Below are 18694 nucleotides of genomic sequence, written 5' to 3' on the forward strand. Positions count from 1 at the left end.
AATGGGGAAAGAGCAATGTCGACCACGGCCCAGGAAGCGCCCCCCGGCGCCGACGAGGCACTCCAGGCGGAATTCGACGCCCGGATCGCCGCCAACCAGCGCATCGAGCCGCGTGACTGGATGCCCGAGGCCTACCGCAGGACCCTCATCCGCCAGATCTCCCAGCACGCGCACTCGGAGATCATCGGGATGCAGCCCGAGGGCGACTGGATCGCGACCGCGCCCAGCCTGCGCCGCAAGGCCATCCTGCTGGCCAAGGTCCAGGACGAGGCCGGGCACGGCCTGTACCTGTACGCGGCCGCCGAGACCCTCGGCGTGGACCGGGGCGACCTCACCGAGCGGCTGATCGAGGGCCGCCAGAAGTACTCCTCGATCTTCAACTACCCCTCGCTGAGCTACGCCGACGTCGGCGTCATCGGCTGGCTGGTCGACGGCGCCGCGATCTGCAACCAGGTACCGCTGTGCCGAACCTCCTTCGGCCCCTACGCCCGCGCCATGGTGCGCATCTGCAAGGAGGAGTCCTTCCACCAGAGGCAGGGCTACGAGCTGCTGATGCGCATGATGGAGGGCACCGAGGGCCAGCGGAAGATGGTCCAGGACGCCGTCGACCGCTGGTGGTGGCCGTCCCTGATGATGTTCGGCCCGCCCGACGCCGACTCGCCCAACACTCGGCAGTCCATGACCTGGGGCATCAAGATCGACACCAACGACGACCTGCGCCAGAAGTTCGTCGACATGACCGTCCCCCAGGCCGAGAAGCTGGGCGTCACCCTGCCCGACCCCGAGCTGGTCTGGAACGCCGAGCGCGGTCAGCACGACTTCGGCGAGCCCGACTGGAACGAGCTCAAGCAGGTCATCTCCGGCGCCGGTCCCAAGAACGCCGAGCGCGTCACCCGCAGGCGCGCCGCCCACGAGAAGGGCGCGTGGGTCCGCGAGGCCGCCACCGCCTACGCCGAGAAGCAGCAGAAGAAGAGCGCCCAGGAGGCCGCCGCATGAGCAGGAACGACAACGCGGCCCCGGCCCGCCCCGAGTGGCCCCTCTACGAGGTCTTCGTCCGCGGCAAGCGCGGCCTGAACCACGTGCACGTGGGCTCGCTGCACGCACCCGACGAGGTCATGGCGCTGCACAACGCCCGCAACCTCTACACCCGCCGCAACGAGGGCGTGAGCATCTGGGTCGTGCTCGCCGAGAACATCACCGCGTCCAGCCCGGACGAGAAGGACCCCTACTTCGAGCCCAGCGGTGACAAGGTCTACCGCCACCCGACCTTCTACCCCATCCCCGAGGACGTCCCGCACATCTAGCGGAACTTCCGAACCGTTCGGGGCGCCGCCCGCAGGGCGCCGGGGCACAGGTCAGCACGAGTCTTCGAGGAACAAGCATGAGTGGCGAGAACATTTTCACCGGACTGACCGAGGAGCACGACGGCGACGCCCGTTGGGCCTTCGGTACCGGTTTCACCGAGGCGCTCGCGGGCGTGGACACCACCCTTCCCGCGGGGGTGGACGGCGCTGACCTGGCGACCTACTGCCAGATGCTCGGCGACGACGCCCTCGTCCAGTCCCAGCGCCTCGTCCAGTGGGTGACCGACGCCCCCGAACTGGAGGAGGAGGTCGCCCTGGCCAACATCGCGCTGGACCTGCTCGGCCAGGCCCGGCTCCTGCTGGCCCGTGCCGGACAGGCCGACGGTACCGGCCGCGACGAGGACGCCTTCGCCTACCACCGCGACCCCGCGCAGTTCCGCAACACGCACCTGACCGAGGCCCCGCGCGGCGACTTCGCCCGCGCGATCGCCACCCTGCTCGTGCTCTCCAGCTGGCGCCTGGCCGTCTTCACCCGCCTGGCCCACAGCAAGGACCCCGTGCTCTCCGCGATCGCCGCCAAGGGCGTGAACGAACTCGCCTACCACCGCGAGTACGCCGTGTCCTGGGCCCTGCGCCTGGGCGACGGAACCCCCTACTCCAACGAGCGCATGCGCGAGGCCCTCGCCCACGTGTGGCCGCTGACCGGCGAGCTGTTCGCCACCCACCCCGTGGAGGCCGCCCTGGCCGCGCAGGGCGTGGGCGTGGACCCGGCCTCGGTGCGCGAGGAGGTCCACGAGGTCCTCACCCAGGTACTGACCGCCGCGACCCTGGCCGCCCCGGAGCCCTTCCCCGAGAGCGCGGTCGCCGGACGCGAGGGCAGGCACACCAGCGAACTCGCCCCGCTGTTGGAGGAACTCCAGCGCGTGGCCCGGGAGCACCCGGAGGCGACATGGTAACCAGCACCAGCACCAGCACCAGCACGGACACCGGAACCGGCACGGCTCGGGGCACCGGGGCCGAGCGGAACCTGTGGGCGGCCGCCGCCGCGGTCACCGACCCCGAACTGCCCATGCTCACCCTCGCCGACCTCGGCATCCTGCGCGAGGTCGCGGTGGAGGACGACGGCACCGCCGCGGTGTGGATCACCCCCACCTACTCCGGCTGCCCCGCCCTCGCCGAGATGCGCGTGGACGTGGACCGCGCCGTGCGCGCCGCCGGGTTCGAGCACGTGGAGGTGCGCACCGCGCTCTCCCCGGCCTGGACCACCGACTGGATCACCGACGAGGGCAGGCGCAAGCTCACCGAGCACGGCATCTCCCCGCCCGGCGGTGCGCCCAAGCGCCCGGCGGGCCCCGTCCCGCTCACCCTGATGCCCACCCGTACCGTCCCGCGCTGCCCGCTGTGCGGCGCGGCCGACACCGAGGAACTGTCCCGGTTCGGCGCGACCTCCTGCAAGTCGCTGCACCGCTGCCGGGCCTGCCTCGAACCGTTCGAGCACGTCAAGGAGATCTGACCGTGACCACACCCGTCACCGAGACCGCTCCCGCCGCCGCGCGCGGCCGGGCGGCGTTCCACCGGCTGCGCGTGGCCGCCGTCGAGCGCCTGTGCGACGACGCCGTCGCCGTCACCTTCGACGTCCCCGACCACCTGGCCGAGGAGTTCGCCTTCACACCGGGCCAGTCGCTGACCCTGCGCCGCCAGGTGGACGGTGTGGAGGAACGGCGCAGCTACTCCATCTGCGCGCCCGTGGGCGAGGCCCTCCGCGTGGGGGTGCGCCTGGTCTCCGGCGGCCTGTTCTCCAGCTGGCTGGTCCGCGAGGTCGAGCCGGGCGACGAGATCGAGGTGGGCCCGCCCACCGGCCGCTTCAGCCCCGACCTGACCGAGACCGCCCGCCACGTGCTGGTCGCCGCGGGTTCGGGCATCACGCCGATGCTGTCCATGGCTTCGTCGCTGCTGCGCCGTACCGACTCCCGCGTCACGCTGCTCTACGGCAACCGCCGCAGCGACACGGTGATGTTCGCCGACGAGCTCGCCGACCTCAAGGACGCCTTCGGCCCCCGGCTCGAACTCGTCCACGTGCTCTCCCGCGAGCCCCGCGAGTCCGAGCTGTTCACCGGCCGTCTGGACGGCGAGAAGCTGGACGCGCTGCTGTCCACGATCATCGCCCCCGACGCGGTCGACCACTGGTGGCTGTGCGGCCCCTACGGCATGGTCACCGACGCCCAGGAGGTGCTGGCCCGGCACGGGGTGGAGGGCGAACGCGTCCACCAGGAGCTGTTCTTCGTCGAGGGCGCCGAGCCGCCGCCCCAGTCGCGCCACGAGGAGCCCGGGATCGAGGGCCCGGCCAGTGAGGTGACCGTCGTCCTGGACGGCCGCACCACCACGCTGACCCTGCCCCAGGGCGTCCCGGTGCTGGACTCCGCCCAGCGCTATCGCCCCGACCTGCCCTTCGCCTGCAAGGGCGGCGTGTGTGGAACCTGCCGGGTCAAGGTGTGCGGCGGTGAGGTGAAGATGCGCCGCAACTACGCGCTCACCCCCGCCGAGGTCGAGGCCGGGTACGCCCTGGCCTGCCAGGCGCTGCCCCAGACCGACGCCGTCACCGTGGACTTCGACTCGTGAGCGCGGACGCGGCGGCGGGGAAACGCAACGAGACCGCCTGGCGGATGTTCGAAGCCGACCGGGCCTCCAAGAACCTGGGCATGCGCCTGGTCGAGGCCGGCGAAGGGCTCGCGGTGGTGGAGATGACCGTGGGGCCGCTCATGGTCAACGGCCACGGCATCGCCCACGGCGGGTTCGTGTTCACGCTCGCCGACACGGCCTTCGCCTGCGCCTGCAACCTGGACGGAGGCGGGGTGACGGTGGCCTCCGGGGCCGACGTGACCTTCGTGGCCCCGGCCAAGGAGGGCGACCTGCTGGTGGCGACCGCCGTGGAGCGCGTGCTCTACGGGCGCAGCGGTGTCTACGACGTCACGGTCCGCCGAGGCGAGGACGTCATCGCCGAGTTCCGCGGCCGCAGCCGCACCCTGCCCCGGAACGGGTAGTCCGGGGCGGTGACGAAGCAGGGCCGGGGCAGGCGCCCCGGCCCTTCCGCGTGGTACGCCCGGCATGGGCAGTTGCTTGAGGGTGAAAGTCCCTTGCGGGAGGAGATGGTGCCAACCGCGAGCCGGAGGCAACGGCGTCATCGCGAGGTGGGGTCGGAAGGAAGCCCGAGGCGAAACCCTGCACTGAGGAACACGAACCGTGTATGAGGCAGTCCGACCGGGGTGAGCCAGCCACGGATGGCGAAGCCCGTCACCGTCAAGACGGTCGGGGTGTAAACACGGCAGGCGTAGGGGGAAAGTGGCTGTTCTTATCCGGGGAGGTCTGTCTGGGTGTCGGTTTGCTGAGTTGTCGCTGCGCCGACGGGTCCGCTCGCAAGGGTGGGTCTGACCAGGCAGAAGTCAGCAGAGGCCATAGTACTGACCGGCAGGTCAGGAAGGGCTGAACGTCGAGTGGAGCAGAAGGAGGGGGCTTGCTCGGTTGGGTCGTAATGATCGCTGTAAGCCGGTCTGAGAGCCGGTCCACCGTGGGGCGGAGAGGGTGCATTCCCTCAGAGCTGCTTCATGCTGGTGCGTAGGCGGCCACGGCGCAGTTCCCAAGAGCTGGATCCATGGGTCCGGGCCTTGATGGCCGGGCCGGTCGTCGTCTGAGACGGCTTGACGAACCGCCAGGTGCGGGCCCGCATGCCTGGTGGTGTGGGAGGCGGGTCGGGTGACCCGACCCGCCTACCCGATGTACGCCCGGCATGGGCAGTTGCTTGAGGGTGAAAGTCCCTTGCGGGAGGAGATGGTGCCAACCGCGAGCCGGAGGCAACGGCGTCATCGCGAGGTGGGGTCGGAAGGAAGCCCGAGGCGAAACCCTGCACTGAGGAACACGAACCGTGTATGAGGCAGTCCGACCGGGGTGAGCCAGCCACGGATGGCGAAGCCCGTCACCGTCAAGACGGTCGGGGTGTAAACACGGCAGGCGTAGGGGGAAAGTGGCTGTTCTTATCCGGGGAGGTCTGTCTGGGTGTCGGTTTGCTGAGTTGTCGCTGCGCCGACGGGTCCGCTCGCAAGGGTGGGTCTGACCAGGCAGAAGTCAGCAGAGGCCATAGTACTGACCGGCAGGTCAGGAAGGGCTGAACGTCGAGTGGAGCAGAAGGAGGGGGCTTGCTCGGTTGGGTCGTAATGATCGCTGTAAGCCGGTCTGAGAGCCGGTCCACCGTGGGGCGGAGAGGGTGCATTCCCTCAGAGCTGCTTCATGCTGGTGCGTAGGCGGCCACGGCGCAGTTCCCAAGAGCTGGATCCATGGGTCCGGGCCTTGATGGCCGGGCCGGTCGTCGTCTGAGACGGCTTGACGAACCGCCAGGTGCGGGCCCGCATGCCTGGTGGTGTGGGAGGCGGGTCGGGTGACCCGACCCGCCTACCCGATGTACGCCCGGCATGGGCAGTTGCTTGAGGGTGAAAGTCCCTTGCGGGAGGAGATGGTGCCAACCGCGAGCCGGAGGCAACGGCGTCATCGCGAGGTGGGGTCGGAAGGAAGCCCGAGGCGAAACCCTGCACTGAGGAACACGAACCGTGTATGAGGCAGTCCGACCGGGGTGAGCCAGCCACGGATGGCGAAGCCCGTCACCGTCAAGACGGTCGGGGTGTAAACACGGCAGGCGTAGGGGGAAAGTGGCTGTTCTTATCCGGGGAGGTCTGTCTGGGTGTCGGTTTGCTGAGTTGTCGCTGCGCCGACGGGTCCGCTCGCAAGGGTGGGTCTGACCAGGCAGAAGTCAGCAGAGGCCATAGTACTGACCGGCAGGTCAGGAAGGGCTGAACGTCGAGTGGAGCAGAAGGAGGGGGCTTGCTCGGTTGGGTCGTAATGATCGCTGTAAGCCGGTCTGAGAGCCGGTCCACCGTGGGGCGGAGAGGGTGCATTCCCTCAGAGCTGCTTCATTCTGGTGCGTAGGCGGCCACGGCGCAGTTCCCAAGAGCTGGATCCATGGGTCCGGGCCTTGATGGCCGGGCCGGTCGTCGTCTGAGACGGCTTGACGAACCGCCAGGTGCGGGCCCGCATGCCTGGTGGTGTGGGAGGCGGGTCGGGTGACCCGACCCGCCTACCCGATGTACGCCCGGCATGGGCAGTTGCTTGAGGGTGAAAGTCCCTTGCGGGAGGAGATGGTGCCAACCGCGAGCCGGAGGCAACGGCGTCATCGCGAGGTGGGGTCGGAAGGAAGCCCGAGGCGAAACCCTGCACTGAGGAACACGAACCGTGTATGAGGCAGTCCGACCGGGGTGAGCCAGCCACGGATGGCGAAGCCCGTCACCGTCAAGACGGTCGGGGTGTAAACACGGCAGGCGTAGGGGAAAGTGGCTGTTCTTATCCGGGGAGGTCTGTCTGGGTGTCGGTTTGCTGAGTTGTCGCTGCGCCGACGGGTCCGCTCGCAAGGGTGGGTCTGACCAGGCAGAAGTCAGCAGAGGCCATAGTACTGACCGGCAGGTCAGGAAGGGCTGAACGTCGAGTGGAGCAGAAGGAGGGGGCTTGCTCGGTTGGGTCGTAATGATCGCTGTAAGCCGGTCTGAGAGCCGGTCCACCGTGGGGCGGAGAGGGTGCATTCCCTCAGAGCTGCTTCATGCTGGTGCGTAGGCGGCCACGGCGCAGTTCCCAAGAGCTGGATCCATGGGTCCGGGCCTTGATGGCCGGGCCGGTCGTCGTCTGAGACGGCTTGACGAACCGCCAGGTGCGGGCCCGCATGCCTGGTGGTGTGGGAGGCGGGTCGGGTGACCCGACCCGCCTACCCGATGTACGCCCGGCATGGGCAGTTGCTTGAGGGTGAAAGTCCCTTGCGGGAGGAGATGGTGCCAACCGCGAGCCGGAGGCAACGGCGTCATCGCGAGGTGGGGTCGGAAGGAAGCCCGAGGCGAAACCCTGCACTGAGGAACACGAACCGTGTATGAGGCAGTCCGACCGGGGTGAGCCAGCCACGGATGGCGAAGCCCGTCACCGTCAAGACGGTCGGGGTGTAAACACGGCAGGCGTAGGGGGAAAGTGGCTGTTCTTATCCGGGGAGGTCTGTCTGGGTGTCGGTTTGCTGAGTTGTCGCTGCGCCGACGGGTCCGCTCGCAAGGGTGGGTCTGACCAGGCAGAAGTCAGCAGAGGCCATAGTACTGACCGGCAGGTCAGGAAGGGCTGAACGTCGAGTGGAGCAGAAGGAGGGGGCTTGCTCGGTTGGGTCGTAATGATCGCTGTAAGCCGGTCTGAGAGCCGGTCCACCGTGGGGCGGAGAGGGTGCATTCCCTCAGAGCTGCTTCATGCTGGTGCGTAGGCGGCCACGGCGCAGTTCCCAAGAGCTGGATCCATGGGTCCGGGCCTTGATGGCCGGGCCGGTCGTCGTCTGAGACGGCTTGACGAACCGCCAGGTGCGGGCCCGCATGCCTGGTGGTGTGGGAGGCGGGTCGGGTGACCCGACCCGCCTACCCGATGTGTGCCCAGCATGGGCAGTTGCTTGGAGGTGGAAGTCCTCTAGAGGAAGCGGCAGTGCTAACTCTGAGCCGGAGGCAACGGCGTCACCGCGAGGTGGGGTCGGGAGGAAGCCCGAGGCGAAACCCTGCACTGAGGAACACGAACCGCATACAAGGCAGTCCGGTCGGGGTGAGCCAGCCATGGATGGCGAAGCCCGTCACTGCCAAGACGGCCGGGGTGTAGATGCGGCAGGCGTAGGGGGAAAGTAGCTGTTCTTACCTGGGGAGGTCTGTCCGGGTGTCGGTTGTGCTGAGTATGTCGCCGCGCCGACGGCCGCGACCGCAAGGGAGCGGCTGACCGGGCAGAAGTCAGCAGAGGTCGTAGTACCAGCCGGGATCGCTCGTGGGCTGGGAAGGGCCGAACGTCAAATGGGACAGAGGAACCGGTGCCGCTCGTGCTGGTCACACAGATCGCAGCCACCCCGCCGAAGGCGGGCCTGCGGTGGGAGGGGACGGTGCATTTCCGTTGAGTACCGCCGTAGAGCGTAGTGACCTGTCGGCGCGGCCTGGAGACGATGTCCACCACGGCCAGGGGGATCTGTGGCAGCGAATGCTGTCCAGCGCGAACCTGGCCGCGGCGCTCGAACGGGTCGAGACCAACCGGGGTGCCCCGGGTGTGGATGGAGTCACTACCGCTGATCTGCGGGGATGGCTGCGCGAGCACTGGGAGGGCGTTCGGGAAGAACTCGACGCGGGGAGATACCGGCCCTCGCCGGTCCGCCGGGTGATGATCCCCAAGCCCGGGGGCGGCGAGCGGATGCTGGGTGTTCCCACGGTGCTGGACCGTTTGATCCAGCAGGCCATCGCGCAGGTCCTCACCCCGATCTTCGACCCGGAGTTCTCCGGGTCTTCGTTCGGGTTCCGTCCCGGCCGGTCCGCCCATCAGGCGGTGCGGGTCGCGCGGCGGGCTATTGAGGACGGCCACCGATGGGTCGTGGACATCGACCTGGACCGGTTCTTCGACCGGGTCCAGCACGATGTGTTGATGGCCCGGGTGGCGCGCAGGGTTGACGACCGCAGGGTGCTGCGACTGATCCGGTCCTTTCTGGAAGCCGGGATCATGGCGGACGGGGTCAAGATGCCGAGCGCGCAGGGGACCCCGCAGGGGTCTCCGCTTTCGCCGGTCCTGTCCAACATCATGCTCGACGACCTGGATCGGGAGCTGTGGCGTCGCGGTCACCGGTTCGTGCGCTACGCCGATGACATCCGTGTCTTCACGCGTAGCAGGCGGGCCGCTCACAGGGTGCTCGACTCGATCACGGTCGTGGTCGAGCAGCGGTTGAAGCTGAAGGTGAACCGGGAGAAGTCGAAGGTGGTTCCGGCATCCGTCGCGACGTTGCTGGGGTTCGGTTTCTACTTCACCCGGGCCGGGGTGCGTATCCGGGTCGATCCCAAGGCGCTCAGGCGCTGGAAGGTGCGGATCCGGGAGCTGACCTCGCGCCGGTGGTCGGTTGCGATGGAGTATCGCATCGGCCGGTTGAACCGGTTCATCGTCGGGTGGATGGGTTACTTCCGGCTCGCGGACACCCCCAGGGTGTTCCAGGGGTTGGATGAATGGCTCCGCCGCAGGATGCGGCAGGTCCGTTGGAAGGAATGGAAGCGGGCCAGGACCCGCCGCCGGATGTTGCGCTCGCTCGGTATCTCGGATCGTGTGGCCCGGGACTGGGCGATCAGCAGCAAGGGGTACTGGCGGATCGGTGGCTCGGTCGTCCTTCAGCAGGCGCTGCCCAACTCCTACTGGGAGGGCTTTGGTCTGCGGATGCTCAAGCCGACCTGGCAGCGGTTGAGATCAGTTTGACGAACCGCCGGATGCGGGCCCGCATGTCCGGTGGTGTGGGGGGAGGGCCGGGCGACCCGGCCCTCCTACCCGATTCCGCGGGCAGGGTGGACAAACACGACGCGAAAGTACGAAGATGGCAGGAAAGCGCTTTCTGTCCGCGGTGTTCGCCCCTGGATCCCCCGGGTGTGGCGGACGGTTGCGGTAAGCGGATAAAACGTTGTAAGCAGCGCCTCCTGGTGGTTTCCCAGGGGTTCTCAGTGTGACTGTTGACACCTCCACTGGTCTCGGGATAGCTTTTTCGCCAGTTGAATAAAACGATTCAATGATCGCTTGAGCCACGATCCCGCACCAGCCGAACGGAGCCCCACCGTGGTCACACCGCATGCGGCCTCGCACTCCGACACCCTCGCCGTCCTGCGCCGCCAGCACATCGAACTCCCCTCCTGGGCCTTCGGGAACTCCGGAACCCGCTTCAAGGTCTTCGGTCAGCCCGGGGTGCCCCGCGACCCCTGGGAGAAGCTCGCCGACGCGGCCCAGGTGCACCGCCACACCGGTGTGGCACCCACCGTCGCCCTGCACATCCCCTGGGACCGGGTGGAGGACTACAGCGCGCTGGCCGACCACGCGCGTGACCTGGGCATCGGTATCGGCACCATCAACGCCAACGTCTTCCAGGACGACGACTACCGGCTCGGCAGCGTCACCAACTCCGACCCCCGGGTGCGCCGCAAGGCGATCGACCACCTCCTGGAGTGCGTCGACGTCATGGACGCCACCGGCTCGCGCGACCTCAAGCTCTGGTTCGCCGACGGCACCAACTACCCCGGCCAGGACGACCTCAGATCCCGGCAGGACCGCCTGGCCGAGGCCCTGCGCGAGGTCTACGGGCGCCTCGCCCCCCACCAGCGCCTCCAACTGGAGTACAAGCTCTTCGAACCGGCCTTCTACGCCACCGACGTCCCCGACTGGGGCACCGCCTACGCCCACTGCCTCGAACTGGGGGAGCGGGCCGTGGTCTGCGTCGACACCGGCCACCACGCGGCGCACACCAACATCGAGTTCATCGTCGCCTTCCTCCTCAGAGCCGGGAGGCTCGGGGCCTTCGACTTCAACTCCCGCTTCTACGCCGACGACGACCTGATGGTCGGCGCCGCCGACCCCTTCCAGCTCTTCCGCATCATGTACGAGGTGGTGCGCGGCGGCGCGATGGCCGCCGACACCCAGGTCGCCTTCATGCTCGACCAGTGCCACAACATCGAACCCAAGATCGCCGGGCAGATCCGCTCGGTGATGAACGTGCAGGAGGCCACCGCCAAGGCCCTGCTCGTGGACCCCGACGCCCTGGCCCGGGCCCAGGAGGCCGGTGACGTCCTGGGCGCCAACGCCGTGCTCATGGACGCCTACAACACCGACGTACGACCGCTCCTGGCCGACCTGCGCGAGGAGCAGGGGCTGCACCCCGACCCCATGGCCGCCCACGCCGCGTCCGGCTACGCGGAGCGCGTGGCGCAGGAGCGCAGGGGCGGCGCCCAGGCCGGATGGGGCGCATGATCCCGCCCGCACAGCACCCAGCCCGGCCCCACCACGACACCGAACAGGGAAGCACCGTGTCCGAATCCGTCGTCGCCCAGCTCGTCGAACGCAGCAACGCCCTGGGAGCCGATCCGCGCAACACCAACTTCGCGGGCGGCAACACCTCCGCTGCCGGCACCCGCACCGACCCCGTCACGGGGCAGCCGGTCGAACTGCTCTGGGTCAAGGGATCCGGCGGCGACCTGGGCACTCTCACCGAGGAGGGCCTGGCCGTCCTGCGCCTGGACCGCCTGCGCGCCCTCGTGGACGTCTACCCGGGCGAGGAGCGCGAGGACGAGATGGTCGCCGCCTTCGACCACTGCGCCTTCGGCAAGGGCGGCGCCGCGCCCTCCATCGACACCGCCATGCACGGCCTGGTGCGCGCCCCCCACGTGGACCACCTGCACCCCGACTCCGGTATCGCGCTGGCCACCGCCGCCGACGGCGAGCGCCTGACCCGCGAGTGCTTCGGCGACCGCGTGGTCTGGGTGCCCTGGCGCAGGCCCGGTTTCCAGCTCGGCCTGGACATCGCGCAGATCGCCGAGGACAACCCCGACGCCATCGGCGCGATCCTGGGCGGCCACGGCATCACCGCCTGGGCCCAGACCAGTGAGCAGTGCCAGGCCAACTCGCTGGAGATCATCCGCACCGCCGAGCGCTTCCTCCAGGAGAAGGGGCGCCCCCAGCCCTTCGGCCCCGCCCTGGAGGGCTACGGCGCCCTGCCTGAGGCCGAGCGCCGCGAGCGCGCCGCCGCCCTGGCGCCCCTCATCCGCGGGCTGGCCTCCACCGACCACCCGCAGATCGGCCACTTCACCGACAGCGACGCCGTCCTGGACTTCCTCGCCTCGGCCGAGCACCCCCGGCTGGCCGCGCTGGGCACCTCCTGCCCCGACCACTTCCTGCGCACCAAGGTCCGCCCCATGGTGCTCGACCTGCCCGCCGACGTACCGCTGGAACAGGCGGCGGAGCGGCTGCGCGAACTCCACCAGGAGTACCGGGCCGACTACCGCGCCTACTACGAGCGCCACGCCCGGCCCGACAGCCCCGCCATGCGCGGCGCCGACCCGGCCATCGTCCTGGTCCCCGGCGTGGGCATGTTCTCCTTCGGCAAGGACGCCAAGACCGCGCGCGTGGCCGGGGAGTTCTACGTCAACGCCATCAACGTGATGCGCGGTGCCGAGGCGGTCTCCACCTACCGACCCATCGAGGAGTCGGAGAAGTTCCGCATCGAGTACTGGGCCCTGGAGGAGGCCAAGCTCGCCCGCCTGCCCGAGCCCAAACCGCTGGCGGGCCGGGTCGCCTTCGTCACCGGCGCCGCGAGCGGCATCGGCAAGGCCATCGCCACCCGTCTGGCCGCCGAGGGCGCCTGCGTGGTCGTCTCCGACCTGGACGCCGACAAGGCCGCCGGGGCCGCCGCCGAACTCGGCAGCGCCGACGTCGCCGTCGGAGTGGCCTGCGACGTCAGCGACGGCCGGGCCGTAGCCCGGGCCCTGGGCGAGGCGGCCGTGGCCTTCGGCGGCGTGGACCTGGTGGTCAACAACGCCGGGCTGTCCATCTCCAAACCCCTGTTGGAGACCACCGAACGCGACTGGGACCTGCAGCACGACGTCATGGCCAAGGGATCCTTCCTGGTTTCGCGCGAGGCCGCCCGCATCATGATCGAGCAGGACATGGGCGGCGACATCGTCTACATCGCCTCCAAGAACGCGGTGTTCGCCGGACCCAAGAACATCGCCTACTCCTCCGTCAAGGCCGACCAGGCCCACCAGGTGCGCCTGCTGGCCGCCGAACTCGGCGAGCACGGCATCCGTGTCAACGGGGTCAACCCCGACGGTGTGGTGCGCGGTTCGGGCATCTTCGCCGGCGGCTGGGGTGCCCAGCGCGCCGAGGTCTACGGCGTCAAGGAAGAGGAGCTGGGCGCGTTCTACGCCAAGCGCACCCTGTTGGGCCGCGAGGTGCTGCCCGAGCACGTGGCGGCCGCGGTGTTCGCGCTCACCGCGGGGGAGCTGTCGCACACCACCGGCCTGCACGTTCCCGTGGACAGCGGCGTGGCCGCCGCGTTCCTGCGGTGAGCGCCGTGGCCGAGAGGGGGCAGGCGGCGGTGCACGCCGCGATCGACCTGGGCGCCTCCAGCGGCCGGGTCATCACCGGGCGCCTCGTCGACGGCGTCCTGCGCACCGAGGAGGTGGCCCGCTTCGCCAACACCCCGGTCACCGTCCCGGTCGAGGGCGGCGAGCGCCTGCACTGGGACGTGCTGTCCCTGTACGCCGGCGCCCGCCGCGGCCTCGACCGGGCCGCCCGTGACCACGGGCCGTTGGCCTCGGCGGGGATCGACACCTGGGCGGTGGACTACGGCCTGCTGGACGCCGAGGGAGCCCTGGTCGGCAACCCGGTCCACTACCGGGACAGCCGCACCGAAGGAGCCGCGGAGCGGGTCTTCGCGCACCTGGACCAGGCCGCGCTGTACGCCGTCAACGGCCTCCAGGTACAGCCGTTCAACACCGTCTTCCAACTCGCCGCGGCCGCAGGGAGCGCCCAACTGGCGGCCGCACGGGACCTGCTGCTCATCCCCGACCTGCTCGGGTACTGGCTGACGGGGGAGCGGTGCGCCGAGTTGACCAACGCCTCCACCACCGGTCTGGTGGACGTACGCGGGCGGCGCTGGGCCCGGCCCTGCCTGGACCTTTTGGAGCAGGGCTTCGGCGTGGCTGCCGAGGCGCTCCTCCCGGACCTGGTCGAACCCGGCCACACCATCGGACACCTGCGCGACACGGGAACACCACTGGTGGCGGTGGGCTCGCACGACACCGCCTCCGCCGTGGTCGCGGTGCCCGCCCGGACCCCGCGCTTCGCCTACATCTCCTCGGGCACCTGGTCGCTCGTGGGGGTGGAGCTGGACCGGCCGGTGCTCTCCGAACAGGGCCGCGCGGCCAACTTCACCAACGAGCTCGGCGTCGACGGCACCGTGCGCTACCTGCGCAACGTCACCGGGCTGTGGCTGCTCCAGGAGTCCCTGCGCACCTGGCGCGACCGGGGGCGGGAGGCGGACCTGCCCGACCTGTTGGCGCGGGCGGCCCGTCTACCGAAGCTGTCCTGTGTGGTCGACGTCGACGATCCCCGTTTCGCTCCGCCGGGCGACATGCCCGCCCGGATCGCCGGATTCGCCGCCGAGACCGGACAGCGCCCGCCTGCCGACGAGGCCGAGGTGGTGCGGTGTGTGGTGGACTCCCTGGCCCTGGCCTACCGGCGGGCCGTGCGCCAGGCCGCCGAGCTCTCCGGGCAGGAGGCCGAGGTGCTGCACGTGGTCGGCGGAGGGTCGCGCAACGCGCTGTTGTGCCAGCTCACCGCCGACGCCACCGGTCTGCCGGTGGTCGCCGGTCCGGCTGAGGGCACGGCCGTGGGCAACCTCCTGGTCCAGGCGCGCGCGGTCGGTGCGATCAGCGGAGGGCTGCCCGAACTGCGCCGGGTGGTCGCGGACTCCTTCACCACCCTCACCTACGAACCCGAAGGCGAACGCTCGCCCTGGGACCGGGCGCAGCGCCTGCTGTGGCCGGAACGGAACACCTGACCGGGCAACCCGTCCGAACGCCCCGCCCTGCGCCTGCCTTCTTCCCGGGCGGCCCCTTCGGGGGCTTCTTGGGAAAGCGCTTGCCAGCTAGGGTGAGCCACCCCCGACCCAAAAGGAGACGTCTCCATGAGGACCCCCCCACGTTCCCTTCTGAAAGCGAGTCCCCTGGCAGCCGCCGCCTGCCTGGCCCTGCTGGCGCCCGCCGCCACCGCGGCCGCCGAACCCCGGCCCGAGGCCGGAGTCCAGCTGGAGCGGCTGGACAGGGGCCTGATCGCGGTCAAAACCGAGGAAGGCGTTTTCCTGAGCTGGCGCCTGCTCGCCTCCGAGGTCAGCGGCCACACCGGCTCAGGGCTCCAGGGCCCCCTGTTCCGGGTGTACCGGGACGGCAAGGTCGTCGGGATGGTCAGGGACAGCACCAACTTCCTGGACGAGCGGGGAACCGCCGCCTCCGAGTACCGCGTCGTTCCCGTCCCACGCGGGCGGCCCGGCGCCGGCCCCGAGGGCGAGGCCTCCGTGTGGGCCGAAGGCCACCACGACCTGCCCCTGCACAAACCCGAGGGCGGCACGACCCCGGCCGGAGAGGCCTACGAGTACACCGCCAACGACGTCAGCGTGGGCGACGTCACCGGAGACGGCCGCTACGAGTTCGTGGTCAAGTGGGACCCCACCAACTCCAAGGACGTCTCCCAGAAGGGCTACACCGGCAACACCTACGTGGACACCTACACGCTGGAGGGCGAGCTGCTGCACCGCGTCGACCTGGGCGTGAACATCCGCTCGGGCGCGCACTACACCCAGCCACTGGTCTACGACTTCGACGGCGACGGCCGGGCCGAGCTGATGTTTAAGACCGCTCCCGGAACGAGGACGCTGACCTTCGACGAGGACGGCCAGGTGTCGGCCGAGGGGTACATCACCCTGCCGCAGGAGGACGTCGAGGCGGGCCACACCCACGACGACGACCACCGCATGAGCTCACAGGACTACTACGAGCACCTCGTGGAGACCTTCCGGGGCTGGCACGAGCACCCCGAGGTCGAGTCCGGGAACTGGCCCGCGACCCTGGAGGAGGCCTTCGGCCTGGAACCGGGTTACGAGTACCCGCTCAGCCACGGGGACGCCGAGGCGCTCGCCGACCACTTCATCGACGAGTACGCGCCCGCGCGCAGCGGCCGCAACGACCTGCGCGACTTCGAGGGATTCGTCGTCCACGGCCCCGAGTACCTGACGGTCTTCGACGGGCTGACCGGCGCGGAGCTGGACACCGTCCGCTACGAACCCGGACGCGGCGACGACGGCCTGATGTGGGGCGACTACGCGATGGCGCGCATCGAGCCCGGCAACCGGGTCGACCGCTTCCTGTCGGGCGTGGCCTACCTGGACGGCAGCAGCCCTTCAGCTGTCTTCACCCGGGGCTACTACACGCGCTCGGCCCTGGCCGCCTACGACTTCGACGGCGAGTCCCTCCAGAAGCGCTGGCTCGCCGACAGCGGCCACGTGCCCATGGACAACCCCTTCGACGCCTCCCCGCACGGCGGGGCGGGCACCGATCCCGAGCTGGGCACACTGGCCGGTCAGGGCTTCCACTCGTTCAGCGTGGCCGACGTCGACGGCGACGGCCGACAGGAGATCGTCTACGGCGCCGCCACCGTGGACGACGACGGCTCGCTCCTGTACTCCTCCTACGCCTACGGCCCTCCGGAGAGCGACGTGGCGGGCGAGTACGTCAAGCTCGGCCACGGCGACGCCATGCACGTAGGCGACCTGGATCCCCGGCGGGAGGGCCTGGAGGTCTGGACGGTCCACGAGGGAGCCACGCACGCGCCCTACGGGTTCGCGATGCGCGACGCCGCCACCGGAGAGGTGCTCTTCGGCGGATACACCGGCACGGACACCGGCCGGGGCATGGTGGGCGACATCGACCCCGACACCCCCGGCCTGGAGGCGTGGTCCTCCATGCCGCCCGGTGACGACGTCGAGGCCGGCCTGTGGAGCGCCGACGGCGAGTTCATGGGCGACCGGACCCCGGGCACGAACATGAGCATCCGCTGGTCCGCGGACATGACCACCCAGATCGTCGAGGGCATGGCGACCCCCGACGTCACCCAGACGCCCAGGATCGAGGACTGGAACCGCGGGACCCTGCTCACCGCCGAGGGAACCCTGACCAACAACGGCACGAAGGGCAACCCCGGACTGGTCGCGGACGTGTTCGGCGACTGGCGCGAGGAGATGGTCGTGCGCACCGAGGACAGCACGGCGCTGAGGATCCTCACCAGCACCGAGGTGACCGACCGCAAACTGCACACCCTGATGCACGACCCGCAGTACCGGGTGGGCGTGGCCGGGCAGCAGAGCGGTTACAACCAGCCCACCTACCCGGGCTTCTACTTCGGCTCCGACATCGACTGGTCGCGTGTCCAGGTGCCCGAGGCCCACTACCCGAAGCCGTAGCGGTACGGGCCGGGCGGACGGGGCCGCCCGCTTCGCCCCGCCGAGCAGCAGCTCGGCGGGGCGAAGCGCTGTGGTCCGCGGCGAGGGAAGTGCGCAGGGCCGACAGGACGAGCCCGGTGCCGCAAAGGGGTGGCGAAGGCCGGAGGGACGCACTGGCCCCGGTCCGCTCCGCATCGGCTGTGCCCGGCACGGCGGTTCCAACACGGGCCACCGGTCCGGTGACACCGACGACGTCCACGGCTACCGGGGCGTCCTCGAGGCCCAGGCGATCCGCGGCGTCTCCAAGGGGATCTTCCGCCGCTCAGCACTGACCGGTGCCCAGGGCCTTTTCGTGCTCAGCTCCGGTGGGCCGCCGTGGATCCGCGCACGACCAGCTCCGGGGTGAACAGCACCCGCTCGTGCAGGTGGTCCGGGTCGTTGAGTTCGGCGTGCAGCAGCCGCATCGCCTCCCGCCCCAGTTCGTACTTGGGCTGGGCCACGGTGGTCAGTCCGGGGTGCACCAGGTCGGCGAAGTCCAGGTTGTCGTAACCGACCACCGAGATGTCCTCGGGGACGCGCAGCCCCCGCCGTCCCAGGCCCTTCATCAGGCCCAGCGCGAGCTGGTCGTTGGCGCAGAACACCGCCCGCGGCCGCTGTTTGGGCCCTCCGGCCAGCACCTCGTCCACCGCGCGCTCGCCCTGCTCGGGGTTGAGCAGGGGCTGCTCCACCACCCGCACCGCCGCGTCCGGGTCCAGTCCGGCCTCCTCGAAGGCCGCGCGCAGCCCCTGGTGGCGCCGTCGGACCTGTTCGATCGCGAACGGCCCGGTCAGGAAGGTGACCCGCTCGTGGCCCAACCCGATCAGGTGCCGCCCGGCCGCCTGGCCGCCCTCGTGGTTGTCCACGCTGACGCTGCACCCCACGTCCTCGGAGACGTCCCCCCGGTCGAGCGCCACCCAGGAGGTTCCCCGCCGGCTCAGCCACAGCAGGTCGGACAGGTCGTCGTCCACCGGCATGACCACCGCCCCCGCCGCGCGCTGCTCGGCCAGCAGCCGTACGTTGCGCCGCTGGCGCTCGTGCGTTTCGGCGGAGTTGAGCAGGACCACGGCCAGCCCCGAGGTCGCTGCCTCGTCCTCCACGCCCCGCGCGACCTCGGCGAAGAAGGGGTTGGTCACATCCAGTACCAGCAGTCCCACGGACTCGCTGCGCCCGGAGCGCAGGCTGCTGCCGGAGGAGTTGCGCACGTAGTCCAGTTCGGCGATGGCGGACTCCACGCGCAGGCGGGTGGCCTCGGCGACGCGCTCGGGCCGGTTGAGCACGTTGGAGACCGTGCCTGGTGAGACCCCCGCGTGCCGGGCGACCTCGGTGATGCCCACGGTGCGGCGGGCGGAGCGGGACCTGGTGGACAAGGATTCTCTCCCGTGCGTGTACTGGGGGCGACGGGAGGCATCGTACTGACCCGGACGTGTCTCCGGCTGTGTGCGCTGCCCGTTGGGGTCACATGTTCACATTC

At 70.0% G+C, this 18694-nt stretch carries 12 protein-coding genes; 11 read left to right on the forward strand and 1 reads right to left on the reverse strand.

Annotation, left to right across the window (positions count from 1 at the left end):
- Nucleotides 1–15: 15 nt before the first annotated feature.
- The 11 genes from paaA to NE857_RS14600 all read left to right on the forward strand — a co-directional run bounded on the left by paaA (nucleotide 16) and on the right by NE857_RS14600 (nucleotide 17205).
- Complete coding sequence (paaA, locus tag NE857_RS14550; protein ID WP_254421472.1) at nucleotides 16–996, forward strand: 1,2-phenylacetyl-CoA epoxidase subunit PaaA; 981 nt, start codon at nucleotides 16–18, stop codon at nucleotides 994–996.
- Nucleotides 993–1304, forward strand: a complete 312-nt coding sequence (paaB, locus tag NE857_RS14555; protein ID WP_254421473.1) for a 1,2-phenylacetyl-CoA epoxidase subunit PaaB — start codon at nucleotides 993–995, stop codon at nucleotides 1302–1304. Before paaA ends, paaB begins: the two co-directional genes overlap by 4 nt.
- A 77-nt stretch (nucleotides 1305–1381) precedes the next feature.
- A complete protein-coding gene (paaC, locus tag NE857_RS14560) occupies nucleotides 1382–2260 on the forward strand; it encodes a 1,2-phenylacetyl-CoA epoxidase subunit PaaC (RefSeq protein WP_254421474.1) in 879 nt (292 codons plus the stop codon).
- Nucleotides 2254–2817 (forward strand): 1,2-phenylacetyl-CoA epoxidase subunit PaaD, encoded by a 564-nt coding sequence (paaD, locus tag NE857_RS14565; RefSeq protein WP_254421475.1) that lies wholly within the window; start codon nucleotides 2254–2256, stop codon nucleotides 2815–2817. Before paaC ends, paaD begins: the two co-directional genes overlap by 7 nt.
- A 2-nt stretch (nucleotides 2818–2819) precedes the next feature.
- Nucleotides 2820–3923 carry a 1,2-phenylacetyl-CoA epoxidase subunit PaaE gene (gene paaE / locus NE857_RS14570; RefSeq protein ID WP_254421476.1) on the forward strand — a complete coding sequence of 368 codons (1104 nt, stop codon included), beginning with the start codon at nucleotides 2820–2822 and terminating at the stop codon, nucleotides 3921–3923.
- A 44-nt stretch (nucleotides 3924–3967) separates the two neighbouring features.
- The gene (gene paaI, locus NE857_RS14575) at nucleotides 3968–4345 is read left to right on the forward strand and encodes a hydroxyphenylacetyl-CoA thioesterase PaaI (protein WP_254421987.1); all 378 of its coding nucleotides are present in this window, start codon (nucleotides 3968–3970) and stop codon (nucleotides 4343–4345) included.
- A 3952-nt stretch (nucleotides 4346–8297) separates the two neighbouring features.
- Nucleotides 8298–9629, forward strand: a complete 1332-nt coding sequence (ltrA, locus tag NE857_RS14580; protein ID WP_254417703.1) for a group II intron reverse transcriptase/maturase — start codon at nucleotides 8298–8300, stop codon at nucleotides 9627–9629.
- 351 nt (nucleotides 9630–9980) lie between these two features.
- A complete protein-coding gene (gene rhaI, locus NE857_RS14585) occupies nucleotides 9981–11162 on the forward strand; it encodes an L-rhamnose isomerase (RefSeq protein ID WP_254421477.1) in 1182 nt (393 codons plus the stop codon).
- Complete coding sequence (locus tag NE857_RS14590; protein ID WP_254421478.1) at nucleotides 11150–13255, forward strand: bifunctional aldolase/short-chain dehydrogenase; 2106 nt, start codon at nucleotides 11150–11152, stop codon at nucleotides 13253–13255. Before rhaI ends, NE857_RS14590 begins: the two co-directional genes overlap by 13 nt.
- On the forward strand, nucleotides 13252–14751 hold the full coding sequence (locus NE857_RS14595; RefSeq protein ID WP_254421479.1) for a rhamnulokinase: 1500 nt from the start codon (nucleotides 13252–13254) through the stop codon (nucleotides 14749–14751). Before NE857_RS14590 ends, NE857_RS14595 begins: the two co-directional genes overlap by 4 nt.
- A 126-nt stretch (nucleotides 14752–14877) precedes the next feature.
- Nucleotides 14878–17205, forward strand: a complete 2328-nt coding sequence (locus NE857_RS14600) for a rhamnogalacturonan lyase (protein WP_254421480.1) — start codon at nucleotides 14878–14880, stop codon at nucleotides 17203–17205.
- Nucleotides 17206–17540: 335 nt separating this feature from the next.
- On the opposite strand, the gene NE857_RS14605 is transcribed toward NE857_RS14600, so the two are convergent.
- Nucleotides 17541–18590 carry a LacI family DNA-binding transcriptional regulator gene (locus tag NE857_RS14605; RefSeq protein ID WP_254421481.1) on the reverse strand — a complete coding sequence of 350 codons (1050 nt, stop codon included), beginning with the start codon at nucleotides 18588–18590 and terminating at the stop codon, nucleotides 17541–17543.
- Between the last annotated feature and the right edge of the window lie 104 nt (nucleotides 18591–18694).

It is taken from the genome of Nocardiopsis exhalans (assembly GCF_024134545.1).
Classification (GTDB): Bacteria; Actinomycetota; Actinomycetes; order Streptosporangiales; family Streptosporangiaceae; genus Nocardiopsis; species Nocardiopsis exhalans.